The 18,078-nt window shown below is 41.4% G+C and carries 17 protein-coding genes and 3 tRNA genes; 9 read left to right on the top strand and 11 right to left on the bottom strand.

Features of this window, described 5'->3' with window-relative positions; all coding sequences use genetic code 11:
• Positions 1–143: 143 nt before the first annotated feature.
• The 7 genes from nusG to murB all read right to left on the bottom strand — a co-directional run bounded on the left by nusG (position 144) and on the right by murB (position 4,103).
• Positions 144–692 carry a transcription termination/antitermination protein NusG gene (gene nusG, locus G327_RS0104735; RefSeq protein WP_019613616.1) on the bottom strand — a complete coding sequence of 183 codons (549 nt, stop codon included), beginning with the start codon at positions 690–692 and terminating at the stop codon, positions 144–146.
• Between the two features lie 9 nt (positions 693–701).
• On the bottom strand, positions 702–1,082 hold the full coding sequence (secE, locus tag G327_RS0104730) for a preprotein translocase subunit SecE (protein WP_019613615.1): 381 nt from the start codon (positions 1,080–1,082) through the stop codon (positions 702–704).
• 418 nt (positions 1,083–1,500) lie between these two features.
• A tRNA-Gly gene (locus G327_RS0104725) sits at positions 1,501–1,575 on the bottom strand.
• A gap of 105 nt (positions 1,576–1,680) precedes the next feature.
• Positions 1,681–1,764, bottom strand: a tRNA-Tyr gene (locus G327_RS0104720).
• Between the two features lie 10 nt (positions 1,765–1,774).
• Positions 1,775–1,850: transfer RNA gene (locus tag G327_RS0104715), tRNA-Thr, on the bottom strand.
• 236 nt (positions 1,851–2,086) lie between these two features.
• Positions 2,087–3,055: a bifunctional biotin--[acetyl-CoA-carboxylase] ligase/biotin operon repressor BirA gene (gene birA, locus G327_RS0104710; protein ID WP_019613614.1), complete on the bottom strand. Its 969-nt coding sequence runs from the start codon at positions 3,053–3,055 to the stop codon at positions 2,087–2,089.
• Positions 3,039–4,103, bottom strand: a complete 1,065-nt coding sequence (gene murB / locus G327_RS0104705) for a UDP-N-acetylmuramate dehydrogenase (protein WP_019613613.1) — start codon at positions 4,101–4,103, stop codon at positions 3,039–3,041. Before murB ends, birA begins: the two co-directional genes overlap by 17 nt.
• A gap of 76 nt (positions 4,104–4,179) precedes the next feature.
• Between murB and G327_RS0104700 the strand changes: the two genes are divergently transcribed.
• Positions 4,180–4,620: a GNAT family N-acetyltransferase gene (locus G327_RS0104700; RefSeq protein ID WP_019613612.1), complete on the top strand. Its 441-nt coding sequence runs from the start codon at positions 4,180–4,182 to the stop codon at positions 4,618–4,620.
• On the opposite strand, the gene msrB is transcribed toward G327_RS0104700, so the two are convergent.
• Positions 4,590–5,036, bottom strand: coding sequence for a peptide-methionine (R)-S-oxide reductase MsrB (gene msrB / locus G327_RS0104695; protein ID WP_019613611.1), 447 nt, complete (start codon positions 5,034–5,036; stop codon positions 4,590–4,592). The genes G327_RS0104700 and msrB overlap by 31 nt on opposite strands.
• Before the next feature lie 322 nt (positions 5,037–5,358).
• Between msrB and leuA the strand changes: the two genes are divergently transcribed.
• Together leuA and G327_RS0104685 are read left to right on the top strand one after the other, a co-directional pair.
• Positions 5,359–6,918, top strand: a complete 1,560-nt coding sequence (leuA, locus tag G327_RS0104690; RefSeq protein WP_019613610.1) for a 2-isopropylmalate synthase — start codon at positions 5,359–5,361, stop codon at positions 6,916–6,918.
• Between the two features lie 52 nt (positions 6,919–6,970).
• Complete coding sequence (locus tag G327_RS0104685; protein WP_019613609.1) at positions 6,971–7,600, top strand: MBL fold metallo-hydrolase; 630 nt, start codon at positions 6,971–6,973, stop codon at positions 7,598–7,600.
• A 49-nt stretch (positions 7,601–7,649) separates the two neighbouring features.
• Here G327_RS0104685 and G327_RS0104680 read toward each other — a convergent pair whose 3' ends face one another.
• Positions 7,650–8,855: a DUF945 family protein gene (locus tag G327_RS0104680; protein ID WP_019613608.1), complete on the bottom strand. Its 1,206-nt coding sequence runs from the start codon at positions 8,853–8,855 to the stop codon at positions 7,650–7,652.
• A 224-nt stretch (positions 8,856–9,079) separates the two neighbouring features.
• Between G327_RS0104680 and nhaA the strand changes: the two genes are divergently transcribed.
• On the top strand, positions 9,080–10,378 hold the full coding sequence (gene nhaA / locus G327_RS0104675; RefSeq protein WP_019613607.1) for a Na+/H+ antiporter NhaA: 1,299 nt from the start codon (positions 9,080–9,082) through the stop codon (positions 10,376–10,378).
• Positions 10,379–10,446: 68 nt separating this feature from the next.
• Positions 10,447–11,043, top strand: a complete 597-nt coding sequence (gene cobO / locus G327_RS0104670; RefSeq protein ID WP_026339189.1) for a cob(I)yrinic acid a,c-diamide adenosyltransferase — start codon at positions 10,447–10,449, stop codon at positions 11,041–11,043.
• A 62-nt stretch (positions 11,044–11,105) separates the two neighbouring features.
• Here the strand turns inward: cobO and prlC are convergent, their stop codons facing one another.
• Positions 11,106–13,157: an oligopeptidase A gene (gene prlC / locus G327_RS0104665; RefSeq protein WP_019613605.1), complete on the bottom strand. Its 2,052-nt coding sequence runs from the start codon at positions 13,155–13,157 to the stop codon at positions 11,106–11,108.
• 203 nt (positions 13,158–13,360) lie between these two features.
• Between prlC and G327_RS0104660 the strand changes: the two genes are divergently transcribed.
• Entirely contained in the window at positions 13,361–15,343 is a 1,983-nt protein-coding gene (locus G327_RS0104660; RefSeq protein ID WP_019613604.1) for an ATP-binding protein, read from the top strand.
• A 65-nt stretch (positions 15,344–15,408) separates the two neighbouring features.
• Here the strand turns inward: G327_RS0104660 and yihA are convergent, their stop codons facing one another.
• A complete protein-coding gene (gene yihA, locus G327_RS0104655; protein ID WP_019613603.1) occupies positions 15,409–16,080 on the bottom strand; it encodes a ribosome biogenesis GTP-binding protein YihA/YsxC in 672 nt (223 codons plus the stop codon).
• A 129-nt stretch (positions 16,081–16,209) separates the two neighbouring features.
• Between yihA and G327_RS0104650 the strand changes: the two genes are divergently transcribed.
• The 3 genes from G327_RS0104650 (at position 16,210) to G327_RS0104640 (ending at position 18,066) form a co-directional block, all read left to right on the top strand.
• Positions 16,210–16,812 carry a c-type cytochrome gene (locus tag G327_RS0104650; protein ID WP_019613602.1) on the top strand — a complete coding sequence of 201 codons (603 nt, stop codon included), beginning with the start codon at positions 16,210–16,212 and terminating at the stop codon, positions 16,810–16,812.
• Between the two features lie 206 nt (positions 16,813–17,018).
• Positions 17,019–17,576, top strand: coding sequence for a Der GTPase-activating protein YihI (gene yihI / locus G327_RS0104645; RefSeq protein WP_019613601.1), 558 nt, complete (start codon positions 17,019–17,021; stop codon positions 17,574–17,576).
• Positions 17,577–17,586: 10 nt separating this feature from the next.
• Positions 17,587–18,066 carry a DUF2489 domain-containing protein gene (locus G327_RS0104640; RefSeq protein ID WP_019613600.1) on the top strand — a complete coding sequence of 160 codons (480 nt, stop codon included), beginning with the start codon at positions 17,587–17,589 and terminating at the stop codon, positions 18,064–18,066.
• Positions 18,067–18,078 lie beyond the last annotated feature (12 nt).

Here is an 18,078-nt window from a genome sequence, read left to right as displayed (position 1 = left end):
AAATTATAACTATAATTCACCGCCCTTCACAAGATCTTTTGCTGTTTTTTTAACCTTTTCATATTTCACAGCTCATTAATAATGATTGCGACTATAAATCAGGTTGTTAGTAAATCGTTTACACGCTTAAAGCGGTAAAAAAATTACCCTTTCTCCACTTGAGAGAACTCTAAATCAACAGGCGTTGCACGACCGAAGATAGAAACCGATACTTTCAGGCGGCTTTTATCGTAGTCAACTTCTTCAACTGTACCGCTGAAGTCGGCAAACGGACCGTCACTAACACGTACCACTTCACCCGCTTCGAACAGTGTTCTTGGACGAGGAGAATCGTGAGATTCCTGCAGACGGTTTAGAATGTTATCCACTTCTTTTTGTGAAATAGGTGCAGGACGCTCGGCAGTTCCGCCGATAAAGCCCATTACACGGTCAATGCTTTTCACTAAATGCCAGCTGTCGTCATTCATTGCCATTTCAACTAACACGTAACCTGGAAAGAATTTACGTTCACTTTTACGTTTCTGCCCGGCACGCATCTCTACAACTTCTTCAGTCGGGACTAAAATCTGGCCGAAATGCTCTTCCATTTCATTTAATCTAATATGTTCGGTCAATGTTTTTTGAACACGACCTTCATAACCTGAGAAGGCCTGAACAACATACCATCTCTTTTTTTGTACTTCTTCTGACATATTAAACCCTTAAATTGCCGTTGTAATAAATGCAACAACACGAACAAAAATACCATCAAGACCCCAAAGAACCAGACCAACAATAGTTGATACAGCTAGGATAATTAATGTCGTCTGAACTGTTTCCTGACGTGTCGGCCAAACTACTTTACGTACTTCTAAACGAGAATCTTTAGCAAAACCAACGAAAGTTTTACCTTTTTCAGTCATTGCGGCCGAGAAAACAGCAAGTGCGGCCATAACTAGAAGCACCATTACACGTGCTACTACATGTACACTTTCACCATAGATGTAATTACCAACAATAATGGCTGCTAGTAATAAAATTGTTACACCCCATTTAAGCCCGTCTAGTGAGCTCTTGGTGTTTTCAGTATTTGTTGTGCTCATAACTCATTGTATCCACTGTTGAATATTAGATAGTACCGGCCACACTTTTTTGTTGTGGATAGTAAAACGATCTCGCTCGTATTAAGGAGAAAGTAAAAATTGAAGGTGGAATTGTCTTTTCAACAACAACACCTAAAAATAAAGCACGTCAGTATAAGGATTTTTAAGCGCTTTGTAACGTGATAAAAACGAATTTTTCATAAAAAGTACAATGAACAGCCCACGCTTTGCACTTTATTTAACTCGAAGCCTGCTGAAAAATTCTATTACTGATGAGATAAAGTGATACGGAAAATTAACGGCAGGCAGATAATCCACATATCAATAGTGTTAGTGCTGGTGTTAACGCAGGACAAAAAAATGGAAGAAGTAAATTACAGGCATAAAAAAACCGTTACTAAGTAACGGTTTCTCTAATTGGAGCGGGCAGCGGGAATCGAACCCGCATTATCAGCTTGGAAGGCTGGAGTAATAGCCATTATACGATGCCCGCATAACTCTTGTTTAAATAGCAGAAAACAATGTACCAGGACATTGCAAACTGCTTTGCCAAAGCTTAACACTTTGACTATCACAGTGTGACACTGCAACAAAAATATGGTGGAGGGAGGTGGATTCGAACCACCGAAGCTTACGCGGCAGATTTACAATCTGCTCCCTTTGGCCACTCGGGAACCCCTCCAGGACTTAAATGGTGCCGACTACCGGAATCGAACTGGTGACCTACTGATTACAAGTCAGTTGCTCTACCGACTGAGCTAAGTCGGCGCCGTCTAAGTGGTGCGAATAATAGAGAACTTAATGAAACCTTGCAAGCCTTTCTAGCAATTAATCTACATTTTTTAACTGTTTGCTTAAAAACAAAACAACTAAGCTTTATTTCGTTTATTAATTGGACACAATCATTGCAGTTACGCAAAACTCTCTGATTACATTTCTCGATAAAAGAGCATTTCTACATTACCATTTAACGCGAATTTATATAATTACTACAGATTAAAGCGTTATTTAACCAGGCGTAGAGAAATTTCACCGCCGATATAGGCTTCGACCAGCCCGTCACTCTCTAGTAATAAAGCACCCGCTTCATTAATTCCACGGCAGATACCTGTTTTGACCTGATCAGCAATTAACAAGTTAACCTGTTTATTCAAAAAACAATCCAGCTCAAACCAGCGCTGTAAATGCGGGCCTAACCCAGTCTGTTCATATTCGCCTAATAATATATTCAATTCTTTAATTAAAGCAGCAGTTAATACATTACGGTCAATCGTTTCACTGCTTAAAGCCGTTAAATCAGTCCAGGGCTGATCGATAAGCTTCGCCTGTTCCGGCGGCATTCTCACATTAATACCGATACCGATAACCGCATGACAAGCTTCGGTTGCCTGGGCATTTAGTTCTATCAGAATGCCAGCAAGTTTTTTACCCTGATAATAAATATCATTGGGCCATTTTAGTGAAACACCTTCAATGCCGGTTTTTTGTAATGCGTTTACAGCGGCAATGCCCACTAATAAGCTCAGCCCGGATATTTTGTCGATGCCGGAGTCAAAGCGCCAGTAAAGAGAGAAGTAAAGATGTGAAGCAAACGGTGATACCCAGCTTCGTCCACGGCGCCCTCTTCCAGCTAACTGATATTCAGCAATACAACTCTGCCCGTTATTTAAATCGGGAATACGATCTAATAACCACTGATTTGTTGAATCGACGATCTGTTCAACATGAACAAAATTATTAGCTGCAAGCAGCGCTATTTTTTGCTCATCGAGCAGTTCAAGCGCAGCCGCACTCTGATAACCACGTCCCGGCACTTTATAGATATCTAACCCGATCTCCTGCAGCGCTTTGATATAGTTATTTACAGAAGTGCGCGACACACCTAATAAAGCCCCGATTTTTTCACCGGAATGAAACTCACCATCCGCAAGTAATCGTAACAACTTATTGCCCTGTTCATTTAGCTCTGACATTTTTAATCACCTCGCTCAGATTTGTTTCCCCTTGGCCGCCCATAAAGCGCACCTCATGCTCCAGAGCAACGCTAAACTTTTCTTTCACTGTTGTTCTCACTAACTCAGCTAACTGCACAATATCTAATGCACTGGCATGGTTTTCATTGATAAGGACTAATGCCTGATCCTGATGCACAGCAGCACCGCCAAGTTTTGTGCCTTTAAGACCAGCCTGGTCAATTAACCAGCCGGCGGCTAGTTTTACAGACTTGTCAGCCTGCGGATAACTGGGCATCTGCGGGTAGACAGCTGATAATTCAGCAGCCTGTTCAGCAGAAACCACAGGATTTTTAAAAAAACTTCCTGCATTTCCTAATACAGCTGGGTCAGGCAGCTTCTCACTGCGGATTTTGCAGACTGACTGATAAACCTGCTTAGCCGTAATCTTAGCGGATGAATCTAACTCTTTTAACAAACCATAACGACTATGCGCCTGCCATTGTTTACTCAGCTTCATTGTTACTTTGGTAATTAATGCTGACTGCAGTGCTGCTGTTTTAAAGATACTGTCACGGTAAGCAAATAAACACTGCTTCGCATTTAACTCAAAAAAACCACCGCTGTTTAAATCAAGATACTCAACCGATTCACAGTAATCTTTAAACTCCGTACCGTAAGCGCCAATATTCTGCACGGGAGCCGCACCGACTACACCGGGTATCAGGGCTAAATTCTCCAGACCGTCGATGCCTTTTTCGATACAGTTTGTAACTAACTGGTGCCAGTCTTCACCGGCGGCGGCCTGCACAATATACTCACTGTCAGTCTCTTCAATTTCAACACCAGATAATTCAACTTTTATCACCAGACCGCAGAAATCTTCGCAGAATAAAATATTACTGCCGCCGCCTAAAATAAGTACCGGTTTGCCGGCTGCCGACATCTCTTTTACCAGTGCAGTTAATTCAGCCGCCTGCTTAATATGAGTAAAATGAAATAAAGTCTGAGTTTTAGCTTCAATGGAAAAAGTATTAAAAGCCTTGAGCGAACTATTGGTTTCGATCATCATGGTGCCCTGTATAAATTGAATAAATAGTTTACCTGATCAGTAAGGTGAAACAAAAATTAATAAAGGTAAGGTTTTGCAGGAAACTCAATTACAGTTTATTGAACTTGAAAAAATTAAATACCCATTAGTAAACCAGTTTTACAAACGAGTTTACAAAAAAGGGCTGGCCGGTAAAAATGAAGCGGTATTCGCTCTTAAAGATAAACAGATAATCTGCTCAGCTAAGTTAAAAACTCTCGGTGAGCATCAGCTTCTAACAGGAGTCGCCTGCGACCCAGAGCACAGAGGCAAAGGTTATGCCTCACAGTTGATCACAAAAATACTGCTTTCACATAAACGAGTAATTTACTGTTTTCCCTATGCTCACCTGAAGTCCTTCTATTCTCAACTAGGTTTTGTGCCTGCTGAACAACACACGGTTCCTGAAGTTATCAGCAGCAGATATTCATCGTACAGTAATAACAGAGATCTACTGTTAATGATTTATTCACCGAATATCTGCAGCAGCTCTTGATAACCTTGTTCAGCCATATTTTCAACGGCAATAAAACGCACTGAAGCAGAGTTAATACAGTAGCGCAGTCCTTCTGGCGCAGGACCATCGCTAAACAGATGACCTAAATGTGAATCAGCAAGTTGACTGCGTACTTCGGTGCGGGCAGCAAATAACTTATTATCTGTTTTTTCAGTTAATTGTGTATTCTGCAGCGGCTGAGTAAAACTTGGCCAGCCGCAGTGGGAGTCGAATTTATCTAATGAGCTGAACAGTGCCTCACCGGAGACTATATCGACGTATATTCCAGCTTGTTTATTATCCCAGTATTCATTATCAAAGGGAGGCTCGGTCCCCTCTTCCTGAGTGACGCTAAACTGCAGCTCAGTAAGTGCTGCACGCAGCTCTTGTGAGCTTGGTTTTTTATAATCAGCCATATAACTCTCTTTTTATGATTCGCATTGTTTATTGATATTACGATTTTCTTCTCACAAGGCAAACTGTTTGCTCTAAGCCGCCTTTATTAATAAGAACAACTTGACGCAAATATCAAAACGCGGTATTTATTTATATACATACTAAATCTTTGAGATTAACTGATGAAAACTATTTCTACACTCCTGCTGACCTTACTGCTTACGCTTAATGCGTACGGGTCACGAGTGTCTGAATAAGATCAGTTAAAACTCCAGAAACCCGTGCCATGCGCGGGTTTTTTTATACCCGCGTATAAACCAAATACAATAAAAGGGATTCCATATGTCCGATCAAGTTATTATTTTCGATACGACCTTACGCGACGGCGAACAGGCATTAAGTGCAAGCCTTACAGTAAAAGAAAAACTACAGATCGCATTTGCTCTCGAGCGTTTAGGCGTAGATGTAATGGAAGTTGGTTTCCCGATTTCTTCTCCGGGGGACTTCGAGTCCGTACAGACAATTGCTCAAGAAATTAAAAACAGTCGAGTCTGTGCTTTGTCCCGTGCTTTGCCTAAAGATATTGATGCAGCGGCGCAGGCTTTAAAGGTCGCCGAGGCATTTCGTATCCACACCTTTATTTCAACTTCAACCATTCACGTTGAAAACAAATTAAAGCGCGGCTTTGAAGATGTTTTACAGATGGGTGTTAACGCAGTTAAATATGCGCGTAATTTTACTGATGATGTGGAATTTTCCTGTGAAGACGCCGGCCGTACGCCGATTGATAATTTATGCCGTATGGTTGAAGAGGCAATCAAAGCAGGTGCATCCACCATCAATATCCCCGATACCGTTGGTTATACTATTCCAAGCGAGTTCGGCGGCATTATTAAAACTTTATTTAATCGTGTACCTAATATCGATAAAGCGGTTATCTCAGTGCACTGCCACGATGATTTAGGCATGTCCGTCGCTAACTCCATTACCGCAGTTGAAAACGGTGCACGCCAAATCGAATGTACCATGAACGGGATTGGTGAGCGCGCCGGCAACTGTTCACTTGAAGAAGTCGCCATGATTTTACACACGCGTAAAAACAAAATGGGCTTCTCAACCAGTATTAATCCGGTTGAAATATCACGTACCAGCCAGTTAGTCAGTCAGCTTTGTAATATGCCGATTCAGGCTAACAAAGCAATTGTTGGCGCTAATGCATTTTCTCACTCATCGGGTATTCATCAGGATGGTGTTTTGAAATCACAGAATACCTATGAAATCATCACGCCGGAAAGTGTCGGTATTTCAACGAATAAGCTTAACCTTACCTCTCGTTCCGGGCGTCACGTTATTCAGCACCGTATGCAGGAATTAGGCTACCGTGACAGTGATTACGATCTTGAAGCACTGTACGCGAGCTTCTTAGAATTAGCGGATAAAAAAGGCCAGGTTTTTGATTACGACTTGGAAGCATTAATGTTTTTTAATCAGATCAACAGTGAGCCGGAATACTACAAACTAGAAAATATTAATGTGCAGTCCGGATCCGGTCTGGTCGCCACCGCAACTATCACCATGAGTATCGGTGATGAAAAGAAAGTTGTGGAAGCGGCTACAGGTAACGGCCCGATTGATGCGGCTTACCAGTGTTTAATGCGTATTTCCGGCTTAGATATCAGCATGGATGACTACCAGATCAGCGCTAAAGGTGAAGGTAAAGATGCACTAGGGCAAGTAGATATTGTTGCTACCTATAAAGATCAGAAATTCCACGGTTTGGGGCTGTCGACGGATATTATTGAATCTTCAGCAAAAGCGATGGTGCACGTTATGAATCATATTCATCTAGCCAAAGCGGTTGAGGTTCAAAAAAAGCAGCGTCTGCATACAGAACAAGTTTAATTAATAACAAGGCAGCTGTTAGCTGTCTTTGCTTTAACAAGAAGAAGTGATTATGAAAATTATCGTTATCCCAGTTACCCCGTTTGAACAAAACTGCAGTTTAATCATCTGTGAAGAAACTAATACAGCCGCGCTGGTTGATCCCGGCGGCGATCAGCTGCGTATATTAAGCATAGTTAAAGAGCAGGGTGTTAAGGTTGATAAAATTATCTTAACCCACGGCCATCTTGACCATGTAGGCGGCACAGAAGCCGTCGCTCAGGCTTTAAATATCCCTATTATCGGTCCGGAAAAGGAAGATCTGTTCTGGCTGGAACAGTTAGAAGTACAAAGCCAGCGTTTTGGATTTCCAACCACAGCCAGCTTTACACCGACAAAATGGTTAGAAGAGAATGAGATAGTGACTGTAGGTAATATCAAATTGAAAGTCTTACATATTCCGGGACACACACCGGGACATGTAGCACTGCTTGATCAGGCCAGCGGTCAGGTTATTGTAGGTGATATTCTGTTTAACGGCGGTATCGGACGTTTTGACTTCCCTCGTGGTAACCAGGCCCTGCTGATTAGAGGAATTAAAGAGAAGTTATTAACTTTACCGGCAGAAACCGTTGTTTACCCGGGTCACGGGCCGACAACAACCATCGGCAGAGAAAAAGCCGGCAACCCTTTCCTGCGTTAATCGGCTTGTGAAACAAACAACAAAAAAGGGCTTCATGCCCTTTTTTATCTTACAGCGGGATCACCCTGCCGTTGACGCTGAACTCACCCCGCTCTAAATAGGTTTCTAAACTCAATTGATTATTTTCGTGTTTTAAAAATCCCGTTCTCAGCCCCATCTGTAAAGACTCTGCAACAGCAGCCTCTTCAAGCAGAGATTCAGGTAATGCTAGTTTTGCTTTGCCGTTAACATAATCAAAAAGCATAAACGGATTGCTGAGCACCTGCATCAACGGAGCCCCCTGCTGCAGTGTCAGCTGTATATATCCATCTACTTCCCCCCAGGGAGTCTGCGAAGTTAATTTAGAAAGGTTTAATTCAGCCCCTTCCGCCAGCAGGTCGGTTAAAGCGTTTTCTACCAGCAGTTTGTTCTCACTGCTGTTCGCTAGAATGTCTAATGCAGGAGAATATAAACCTTTTATCTCAAGTCTGACCTGATTATCTGTGAATACTTTTTGCTGCCCGTCATTGACTGTGTAGCTGGCTATTTTCCATTCATTACTGGTATCAACCGTATCGGCTTTTTGCCCGGCCTGACTGCTGCCTTTTAATTCCAGCCCCTGTAATATCGACTGATAATTTTTCTGCTTAACAATGATTTTCCCTATTTGAGAAAAATATGTATAACTTCCGCTTAACGATGAAAAATCAGAGAACAACTGCACCGACTCAATAGAAAAATCAGTACCGCTGCTGATAACATCCGCACCAGCCCAGTTAATCTGTGCTGAGCCAGAGTAATCCTGAAGATCCACCTGATAATCCAGCTGCAGAGGCCTGCTGCTTATTTTGTCCTGAGCATTTTCATAACTGCCAGCTGTTAAGTTCAAGCTGCCGCTGAGGTTACCAAAAATGCTGACCTCTTCCTGTGATTTTAGCCATTTTTCACTGCCGAAGTACTTTTCGACTTTAGCGGCAAGCGCATTGTCTGACAGACTGATTTCATTATCGATCACCGCTTTGTACGGGTAGTGTTTTATCCTGCTGTGAATGGAAAATGTAACCGATTTTTCATCTTCTAAAGTAACAGTCACTTCACTGAGGACATCGGCAGTGAAGAAGTTTTTTTCATAACTTATCAGCCTGCTGGAAAATTCCTGAGACTGCTGTTTTAAAAAAAGCTTGTCCGTTTCACGGGCAGCCATTTCCCCGATAAAATAGGTACTGGCCAATAAAACAGCACCCAAAAAGGATAGTATACTCGAGGTTTTTTTCATTTTTTACCCAATCTGATGAAAATTAACTGAAAATACAATACAGTCTGAAAGCCTATTGCAACTGAGTTCGTGACCTAAAATGTCACGTTCTTGACCTAAAATGTCACAAACTTGCTTCATTATTGAATCAAAACATTGTAGATTACGATTATTAGAGCACAAAATGAGGTGCTCTAAAAATAAAGTATATACCATATTTTTCACGATTATTTTTAGGAGCATTAATGAGTTCACATAAATGGCACTGGCTACATAGCCCTATAACGGGTGGGGTTTTATTAGTTATTGCTGCAACAATTGCACTACTATGGGCTAATATTGCACCCGAACATTACTATGCTGTTTGGCACAACACCCTGTGGGAAGTTTCTTCAGGCTTCAGCGACAAAGTAAATCAAATCAATCTGCATAAAATTGCCAATGAATTTTTAATGGCGATCTTCTTCTTTTTCATTGGTTTGGAAATAAAAAGAGAATTATTAGACGGCGAGCTATCAAGTCCGCAAAAAGCAGCATTACCGCTGTTTGCCGCACTAGGTGGTGTTATCTTACCCGCAGGTATCTATTATGTATTGAATGCTGGATTACCGACCGCAAATGGTTGGGGCATTCCAATGGCAACGGACATCGCTTTCGCTCTTGGCGTACTTGCGATCGTCGGCAGTCGAGTTCCCGTTACACTGAAAGTATTCTTATCCGCTTTAGCGATTGGTGATGATTTAATGGCGGTTATTGTTATTGCCATTTTCTATACCGAACAGATTTTCGTTAATGAATTGATGGTTGGTTTAGCTGGTTTAGTTATTTTAGGTATTGCTAACCGCAGCGGTGTCCGCAGTCCGCTCTTTTATTACTCAATCGGTCTAGTCATTGTCTGGATTAGTTTCTTAGCATCGGGCGTACACGCAACAGTTGCTGGTGTAGCCGTCGCCTTCACAATCCCTTCACGCCGTGAAATATCCATGGACAGTTATCTTGATCAAACCAAGGCATTGTTAAATGACCTAGAGATTGACCGTCACTGTGAGAAGGATGTATTAACTAAGCATGCCATTAAAACATTGAAAAAAATCAAAGCAGTAAGCTTTCAGGCAGCCAATCCTCTACAACTAAAAGAAGAGGCTCTGCACCCAATCGCAACTCTATTTATTGTACCGGTTTTCGCGCTAGGTAATGCAGGTGTAATTATCGACAGCAGCATGCTTAATGAGTTAACTAACCCAATAGTGCTAGGTATCGCAGCAGGTTTAGTTATTGGTAAGCCACTTGGTATATTCCTGTTTACAAAACTACTAATAGCGCTTAAATGGGGCTCTTTACCGACAGGAGTCACTTGGTCACATGTTATTGGCGCAGGTTTCTTAGCAGGTATTGGTTTTACCATGTCGCTATTTATTACCGACCTTGCCTTTGCTGACCCACAACACCAAGTTATTGCAAAAGTGGCTGTATTTGTAGCGTCCCTCATCTCCGGTATTATCGGCTACATTATTTTAGTACGCACTAAGCCCATTGATGCATAATCATAAAGTAAGCTAATATGATATTTCAAAGCCTGCATTACGCAGGCTTTTTTATAGGGGCAGAAACAATGACAACAGATGAAAAGCATCTTAAAAAAATGAAAGCAGTCAAAGAGAAACAAGACCAGAAAATAGCAGCTGCAGATCAGGAACGCGGTGTCTCCATTTTACTAGCCGGACCGGGTAAAGGTAAAAGCAGTTCAGCATTTGGTATGTTAGCCCGCTCACTTGGTCATGGTCATAAAGTTGCCGTAGTACAATTTTTAAAGGGCTCTATGTCAACCGGTGAAGAACTGTTCTTCAGCAGCCATGAAAATGTTGACTGGTTTGCCATGGGGGATGGTTTCACCTGGGAAACACAAGATAAAGAACAGGATATTAAGAGCGCAGAAAAGGCATGGGCAAAAGCTCAAGCTCTATTAGCGGATGAACAGTACCAGTTAGTGATTCTTGACGAGATCACTTATATGTTCAAATATCAGTATTTAGATATTCAGCCGACTTTAGATGCTTTAAAAAATCGTCCGGAAAAAATGAATGTGGTGTTAACGGGACGCGGGCCTAAACAGGAGCTGATCGATGCAGTAGATACCTACAGCATGATTCTAAATGAAAAACATGCCTTTAAAGCCGGCGTAAAAGCGCAGGCCGGTATTGAATGGTAGCAAAAAAGTCAGATTAATCAGGAAGCGCTATAAGGCACTTCCTGACTATTAATAATAATTATTTATTGGATGCCGCAATGACGTAACAGGGCATCAATCTTTGGTTCACGCCCCATAAAGTCTTTAAACAAAACCATCGGCTCTTCACTGCCGCCTTTTTCAAGGATCGCCTGTAAAAATTCCTGCCCGGTTTCTGCATTAAAAATACCCAGCTCTTCAAAACGAGAAAAAGCATCCGCAGATAAAACTTCAGCCCATTTGTAACTATAATATCCGGCCGCATAACCGCCGGCAAAAATATGACTGAAGCTATGCTGAAAGCGGTTAAATTCCGGCGGTGTGATCACCGCGACTTTCGCACGAATATCACTTAATACAGACTGTACCTGTGAGCCCAGTTCCGGTTTGTATTGATGATGTAATACAAAATCAAACAATGAAAACTCTAACTGACGCACCATCATTAATGCGCTGTTATAATTTTTGGCAGCCAGCATTTTTTCAAGTAATTCCGCGGGCAGTGTTTCACCGCTGTCCACGTGTCCGGAAATCAGTGCTAATGCCTGCGGCTCCCAGCACCAGTTTTCTAAAAACTGACTCGGCAGCTCCACTGCATCCCACGGCACACCGTTAATACCCGATACCGCCGAAGACTCAATTTTACTGAGCATATGGTGAAGACCATGACCAAATTCATGGAATAGAGTGATCACTTCATCATGACTGAATAATGCGGGTTTATCACCAACCGGTTTAGTGAAATTACAGGTTAAGTAAGCAACCGGCAGCTGTAGTTCTCCATTAACTAAACGACGACGTACCCGGCAGTCATTCATCCACGCCCCGCCGCGTTTGTGAGCACGGGCATAGAGATCCAGATAAAAACTACCAAGGTGAGTCTGCTTCTGATCATAAATATGGAAAAAACGTACATCTTCATGCCAGCGGTCAAAATCAAAAGACTCTTTAATAGTCAGACCAAACAGACGTTTAACCACAGCAAACAAGCCGCTGACAGCTTTATTTTCCGGGAAATACGGGCGCAGCGCTTCATCTGAAATTGCATAACGATGTTGTTTCAGCTGCTCCGAATAATAACTCAGATCCCAGGCCTGCAGCTCCTCAATATTATCCATCTGTTTAGCAAAAGCTAAAACCTGATCTCGTTCCTGCAGTGCCTGTGGACGGGATTTTTCAGCCAGCTCGGTTAAAAATGTAATCACCTGATCCGGATTTTCGGCCATCTTCGTCGCTAAGCTGTATTCACTAAAATCAGAAAAATCCAGCAGTAAAGCTAATTCATGACGTAATGCTAAAACCTGGTCAATAATATCGGAGTTATCAAACTCCCCTGCATTCGGCCCCTGATCCGATGCGCGTGTTGAAAACGCAGTATAGACCTCTTCGCGCAGGGAACGGTTTTTAGCGTAAGTAATAACCGGCAGGTAACTAGGAAACTCTAATGTTAACAAGTATCCCTGCAGCTCTTTTTCCTGAGCAGCCTGCTCGGCGGCGGCAACTGCATTCTCTGGTAAACCGGCTAATTCATTAACGTCAGTAATTAATTTACTCCACGCTAAGGTAGCATCCATCACGTTATTACTAAATTGTGACTGCAGCTGAGCAAGCTGCTGCTTAATTTCACCGTAGCGTTTTTTCTTTTCGTCAGATAAAGCAATGCCAGCTAATTTAAAATCACGCAGTGCATCATTAATCACTTTTTTCTGTTCTGTTTTTAAACAGGCAAACTGTTCACTTTCGGCTATGCTAAGGTAAGCTTGATACAAACCTTTATGCTGGCCGACAAAGGTTCCGTACTCAGCAAATAAAGATAGACAAGCATCGTGCGCTTCGCGAAGCGGATCATTACTAACAACTGCATTCATGTGCGAAACCGGAGACCATAATTTACCTAAATGATCATCAGCTTCATCTAAGACATTAATAAAATTATTCCAGGTAAAAGGAATATCCGTTGCGAGTGTTTTTTCAATCAGTGCCTTATTATTTTCAATTGCCTGTGTCACAGCAGGAACTATCTGCTCCGGCAGTATCTGGCTAAATAAAGGTAGACCATCGGTTTGGTTAATACTTAATTTTTCGGTGTTATTCATGGCAGCGGCCTGTTAAAAGAGAAAAATAGAGTTAAATAGAAATTCCACAAAAAATCAAGCTTACGCTAACATAGAATTAAGTGACGCTTTTCTCATGCAATTATTAGCTATTGATAGCATTTTAAGCGCACAGCGGTAGGGAGAGAGCTTTGCTTATGGCAAACTCCATCAATTATGTTTGTATACGACTCGGATTTTTAAGAATGAAAACAAAAAAAATTTTTTCACTTTTTAAACCATTAAAAATAAGGAATAGCCTCTCTAACCGCCTACTTTCTTATATCCTTCTATGTAGCAGCGCGCTGGCAATTATTATCACCCTTATTCAGTTAATGTGGGATTTCCAGCAGGATGTCGGCAAAATTGAGGCAAGCATAGATCAGATTGAATCCAGTTTCCTGCAGCCGATGGCGGCCAGTTTATGGAATCTTGATGAAGAACAGATTCAAATTCAGATTGAAGGTATTATGAATCTGTCCGACATGCAGTATGTATTGATTCATGAAGTTTTAGGTAATACCGAAGTACCGTTAATTGAGCAAGGCACATTAAAAGAAAAATTTGATATCAGTAAAAAGTTTGATCTGACTTATCAGGGCGAGGTTGTCGGCACTCTATTTGTTGCCGCATCATTAGAAAAAGTTTACGACCGCTTAATAGAAAAATCACTGCTTATCCTGGTCAGTCAAACCATCAAAACCATGGTGGTTTCGATCTGTATTCTGTTTATTATCTATTATATGGTGATCCGCCATGTTAATAAAATTGCTCTGTATACACGTAATATAAAACTCAGCACCCATAACAAAGATCTTATTTTAGACGGTCGTAATCATCATATATCTTCTTCCAGTGATGAACTTGATGAACTGGTCTATCTGCTTAATAAAATGCAGAAAAGAATCGTTGCCGAGCTTACCGATAAAGAGATTGCAATTGAAGAGCTGCAGCAGGAGCGTGATTTTTCTGCAACCATTATCAATTCATCAAGTACGGTTATCTGCTGTCTAGACAGCAATTTTAAAATATCAACGATCAACCCGGCGGCTGTTATTTTAACCGGTTACAGTCAGGAAGAACTGAATCAGAAAAACTGGCTGGATATCTTCGTTCTTGAAGACCGCAAGGAAGAACTGCTTAATAAACTCACTCAAAATGAAGCCATCCACGGTATCGAAATTGATATGCACGACCAGATGGGTGAAATTAATACACTTTTATGGACCTTCTCTGCATTTTATGAAGGTATGAATATCAAATACTTAATCGGCTTCGGGCACGATATTACCCCGCAGAAACAGGTTGAATTTGAGATTAAAGAGCTTAATGATCAGCTTGAAGAGAAAGTAAATATACGTACAGCCGCATTAACCCAGAGTAATCAGCAGATCACCCATACATTAGAGCAGTTGAAACGCACCCAGCAGACCCTGGTTGAGTCAGAAAAAATGGCATCATTAGGCGGACTGGTAGCGGGCGTTGCCCATGAAATTAATACACCGATCGGCATCAGTGTCACGGCAGCATCATTCCTGCAGGAAGAGATCGATACGCTGAAAAACAAACTCACCAGCAATAGTCTGTCACGTAGTTATGTTGAAGAGTTAATTGTCCGTTTAACCGAGTCTGGACGTTTATTAAACGGCAATCTGAAACGAGCAGCTGACTTAATCAGCAGTTTCAAACAGGTAGCAGTAGACCAGTCCAGTGAAGCTTGTTATACCTTTAAATTAGCAGAAAATGTTGATCAGGTAGTCACTTCACTTAAACATAAGCTTAAACAGTCCCGCTGCCAGGTATTTATCGAATGCCCGGAAGATCTTTCTATCTACAGCTTCCCGGGAAGTTTTGTACAGATATATTCCAACCTTATTCTCAATTCATTGATCCACGGTTTTGAAGACTGGGAAGGCCTACGTGAAATTTATATCGAACTGAAACTCGAAGAAAATATACTGCATCTGAATTATCGGGATACGGGTAAAGGTATTCCCGATGAAATTGCAGATCGTATTTTTGATCCCTTTGTCACCTCAAAACGCGGCTCAGGAGGCAGTGGTTTAGGTACGCATATTGTATATAATATCGTCAACCAACTCTTTAAAGGCGATATTCAATATATCTTAGGAGAACAGGGCTGCCACTTTGAAATAAGTATCCCTTATAAAGCGAATATGGATTCATAGGCTGTTTTTCTGACCGGCTGAAACAAAAAAACCTCCTTACGGAGGTTTTGTATCGCTTATAACATTTATTCGGTTTCTTCGTCCTGCTCTGCATCTAACAGGTTTTCATCGACCAGGTCATCCAGAGCATACCAGCCGGCTATTTTCCGCTCTAAGATATCAACACCGAAACCTTTTAAAGAAGAAAACAGCTCAACCTGTACATCACCTTCAAAATTTTTCGCCTCTTCACGCATCTTTAATAAAGTTGCTTTACGGGCGCCCTGTTTTAATTTATCCGCCTTGGTTAATAAAGCAAGTACCGGAATATCCGCATCAATCGCCCAGTAAATAAGCTGCTGATCCAGATCTTTAAAAGGGTGACGAATGTCCATCAATACCACCAGGCCTTTTAATGATTCACGCTCTTGTAAATATTCACCTAACGACTTCTGCCACTTTAATTTCATTGCAAGCGGTACTTTAGCAAAGCCATAACCCGGCAAGTCGATTAAACGTTTACCTTCTTCAATTTCAAAAACATTAATCAGCTGCGTACGACCAGGTGTTTTACTGGTTCTCGCTAAACTTTTTTGACGAGTTAAGCGGTTTAATGCACTAGATTTACCTGCATTTGAACGCCCTGCAAAAGCGATTTCGATACCGCTTTCAGGTGGTAAATGTTTATCCAAATGACGAATATCCGGTGCACTAATTAAAAAGTGCGCTTTTTGAAAATGTATTTTTTGAAATTCCAAGATATGCCTCGCTTTACTCATGTAGCAAAATTGTTACTTTTATTAAACTTGTGTAAACTACACCTGTTTTATTTGGCGCTCATTGTAGCATGCTTGAGTTAACATACTTTAAGAAATAAATGGATAGTTATGAATAAATTATTAGTGACATTATTTGCCGTATTTTGTTTTTCTTCTTCCGTACAAGCACAAGGTAATATTGAAGCAGGCAAAGCAAAATCAGTGACTTGTATTGCATGTCACGGCACCGATGGAAACAGCCCATCAGACCTTTATCCTAAAATAGCCGGGCAGCATACAAGCTACCTGGAAAAGCAGTTACAAGAATTCAAAAGCGGCACACGAAATGACCCGATTATGGCGGGTATGGTAATGGCATTTTCAGACCAGGATATCAAAGATCTTGCTGCTTTCTATTCAAGTCAGGCACCGACACCAGAAACAGTAAAACCGGAAATAGTAGAAGCTGGACAAAAACTTTATATGGGCGGTGATATCGAGCGTCAGATTCCAGCTTGCACAGCTTGCCACGGTCCGCGTGGTAACGGCCTGGAACTGGCTAAATTCCCTAAAATTTCTAATCAGCATCCGGCGTACTTAAAAACACAGCTGGAAAAATTCCGCAGTAAAGCACGTGATAATGATGTCAACGGCATGATGGTTGACGTAGCCGCTAAACTGACAGATAAAGATATTGAGCTGCTTTCTCACTACATCTCAGCTCTGCATTAACAGCGATTCTTACAGCAGACTTTAGAAAGGCGCTTTGTTAATTGAAGCGCCTTTTTTATACGCTTTTTAAACACTCTCAGATCTGCTATTGTGCGCACTTTATAAATTCACTAATTAACACTTAATAAAGAGTACAAATGCAGTTTTATTTTGCCTAGCAGCACTCAAAAGCACATTTGAATAAACAACAATGAAAGGTAATTGTTATGTCCCGTACCAAAAAGAGCCGCACCGCAGGTAATTCAGAAGAAAAATACACAGGCCCGCGTAAAGAATCATCTTCACAGGCGCAGGAAGCCCGCAACAAAAAGCGTAAAAGTAAATTAAAAGGCAATAAAGCGGGAGCCCGCAATGCCAATGAATCAAAACAGACACAGCAGAAGAACGCTAAACAGGCTGTTAATGAAAAACGTATAGGCAGCCAGAAAGCGGTACCGTTAGTTATTGCAGAAAAAGCACCTGCCGAAACACCAAAAGTACAGCATCAACCGAAAGTGAAGGTAGTTAAAAGCCAGGTAGAAGCAAAAATTTCTCCGGAAAAAGAACTGGCTTTAATTGAAAATGATGATCGCCTGAATGAGTTACTTGAGCAGCTTGATAATGATGAAATTATTTCTCAAATCGATCAGTCATGGGTTAATAAACAGATGCAGCGTCATCAGGAAATCATGAAAGAACTTGGCTGGTTAGATGAAGACGGCGAAGAAGATCTGCTGCAGCAGTTTGAAGATGCTGGTTCAGCATTAAATGAATTCAAAAAATAACGAGTAAAGCATGGATCTAAATATCGTATTAGCTGCAGTTTCTGTTGTTATCATTATTGCCCTGTCCTTTTATGCCGGCACCTTGATTAATAAAATCAAAGTGCACAAAGCCCGTAATCTGCAGCTTGAAGCTCAGAAAAAAGAACAACAGGCACTGAAGAAGCAGCAGCGTAACGATAATATCTGTGAAAGTATCCGCTTTATTGCCCGTGCGACTGCACAAAAACAGTGTAATGTATCTGAAGCGGCAATCCGTTTAACGGTTTTACTTGAAACTTTACTGATCAAGCAGCCGATTGATATACAAGAGCAGTACCCGGCACTGTCTGCTATGTTTGATAAAGTGAAAGATATGCCGACTCATGATGAGCGTAAAAAGTTTCCGGTCAAAGAGATAAAAATGCTGGATATGCGCCGTCAGATTGCTGAAGCGGAACTTGAAGATGCTGTAATCAAAGAAGCACTACAGTTAGAAACATTTTCAATATAAAACAAGAGAGAG

The organism is Psychromonas ossibalaenae ATCC BAA-1528 (assembly GCF_000381745.1).
GTDB lineage: Bacteria > Pseudomonadota > Gammaproteobacteria > Enterobacterales > Psychromonadaceae > Psychromonas > Psychromonas ossibalaenae.
The sequence above is the reverse complement of the archived record's forward strand: the minus strand, read 5'-3'. Positions and strand labels throughout refer to the sequence as shown.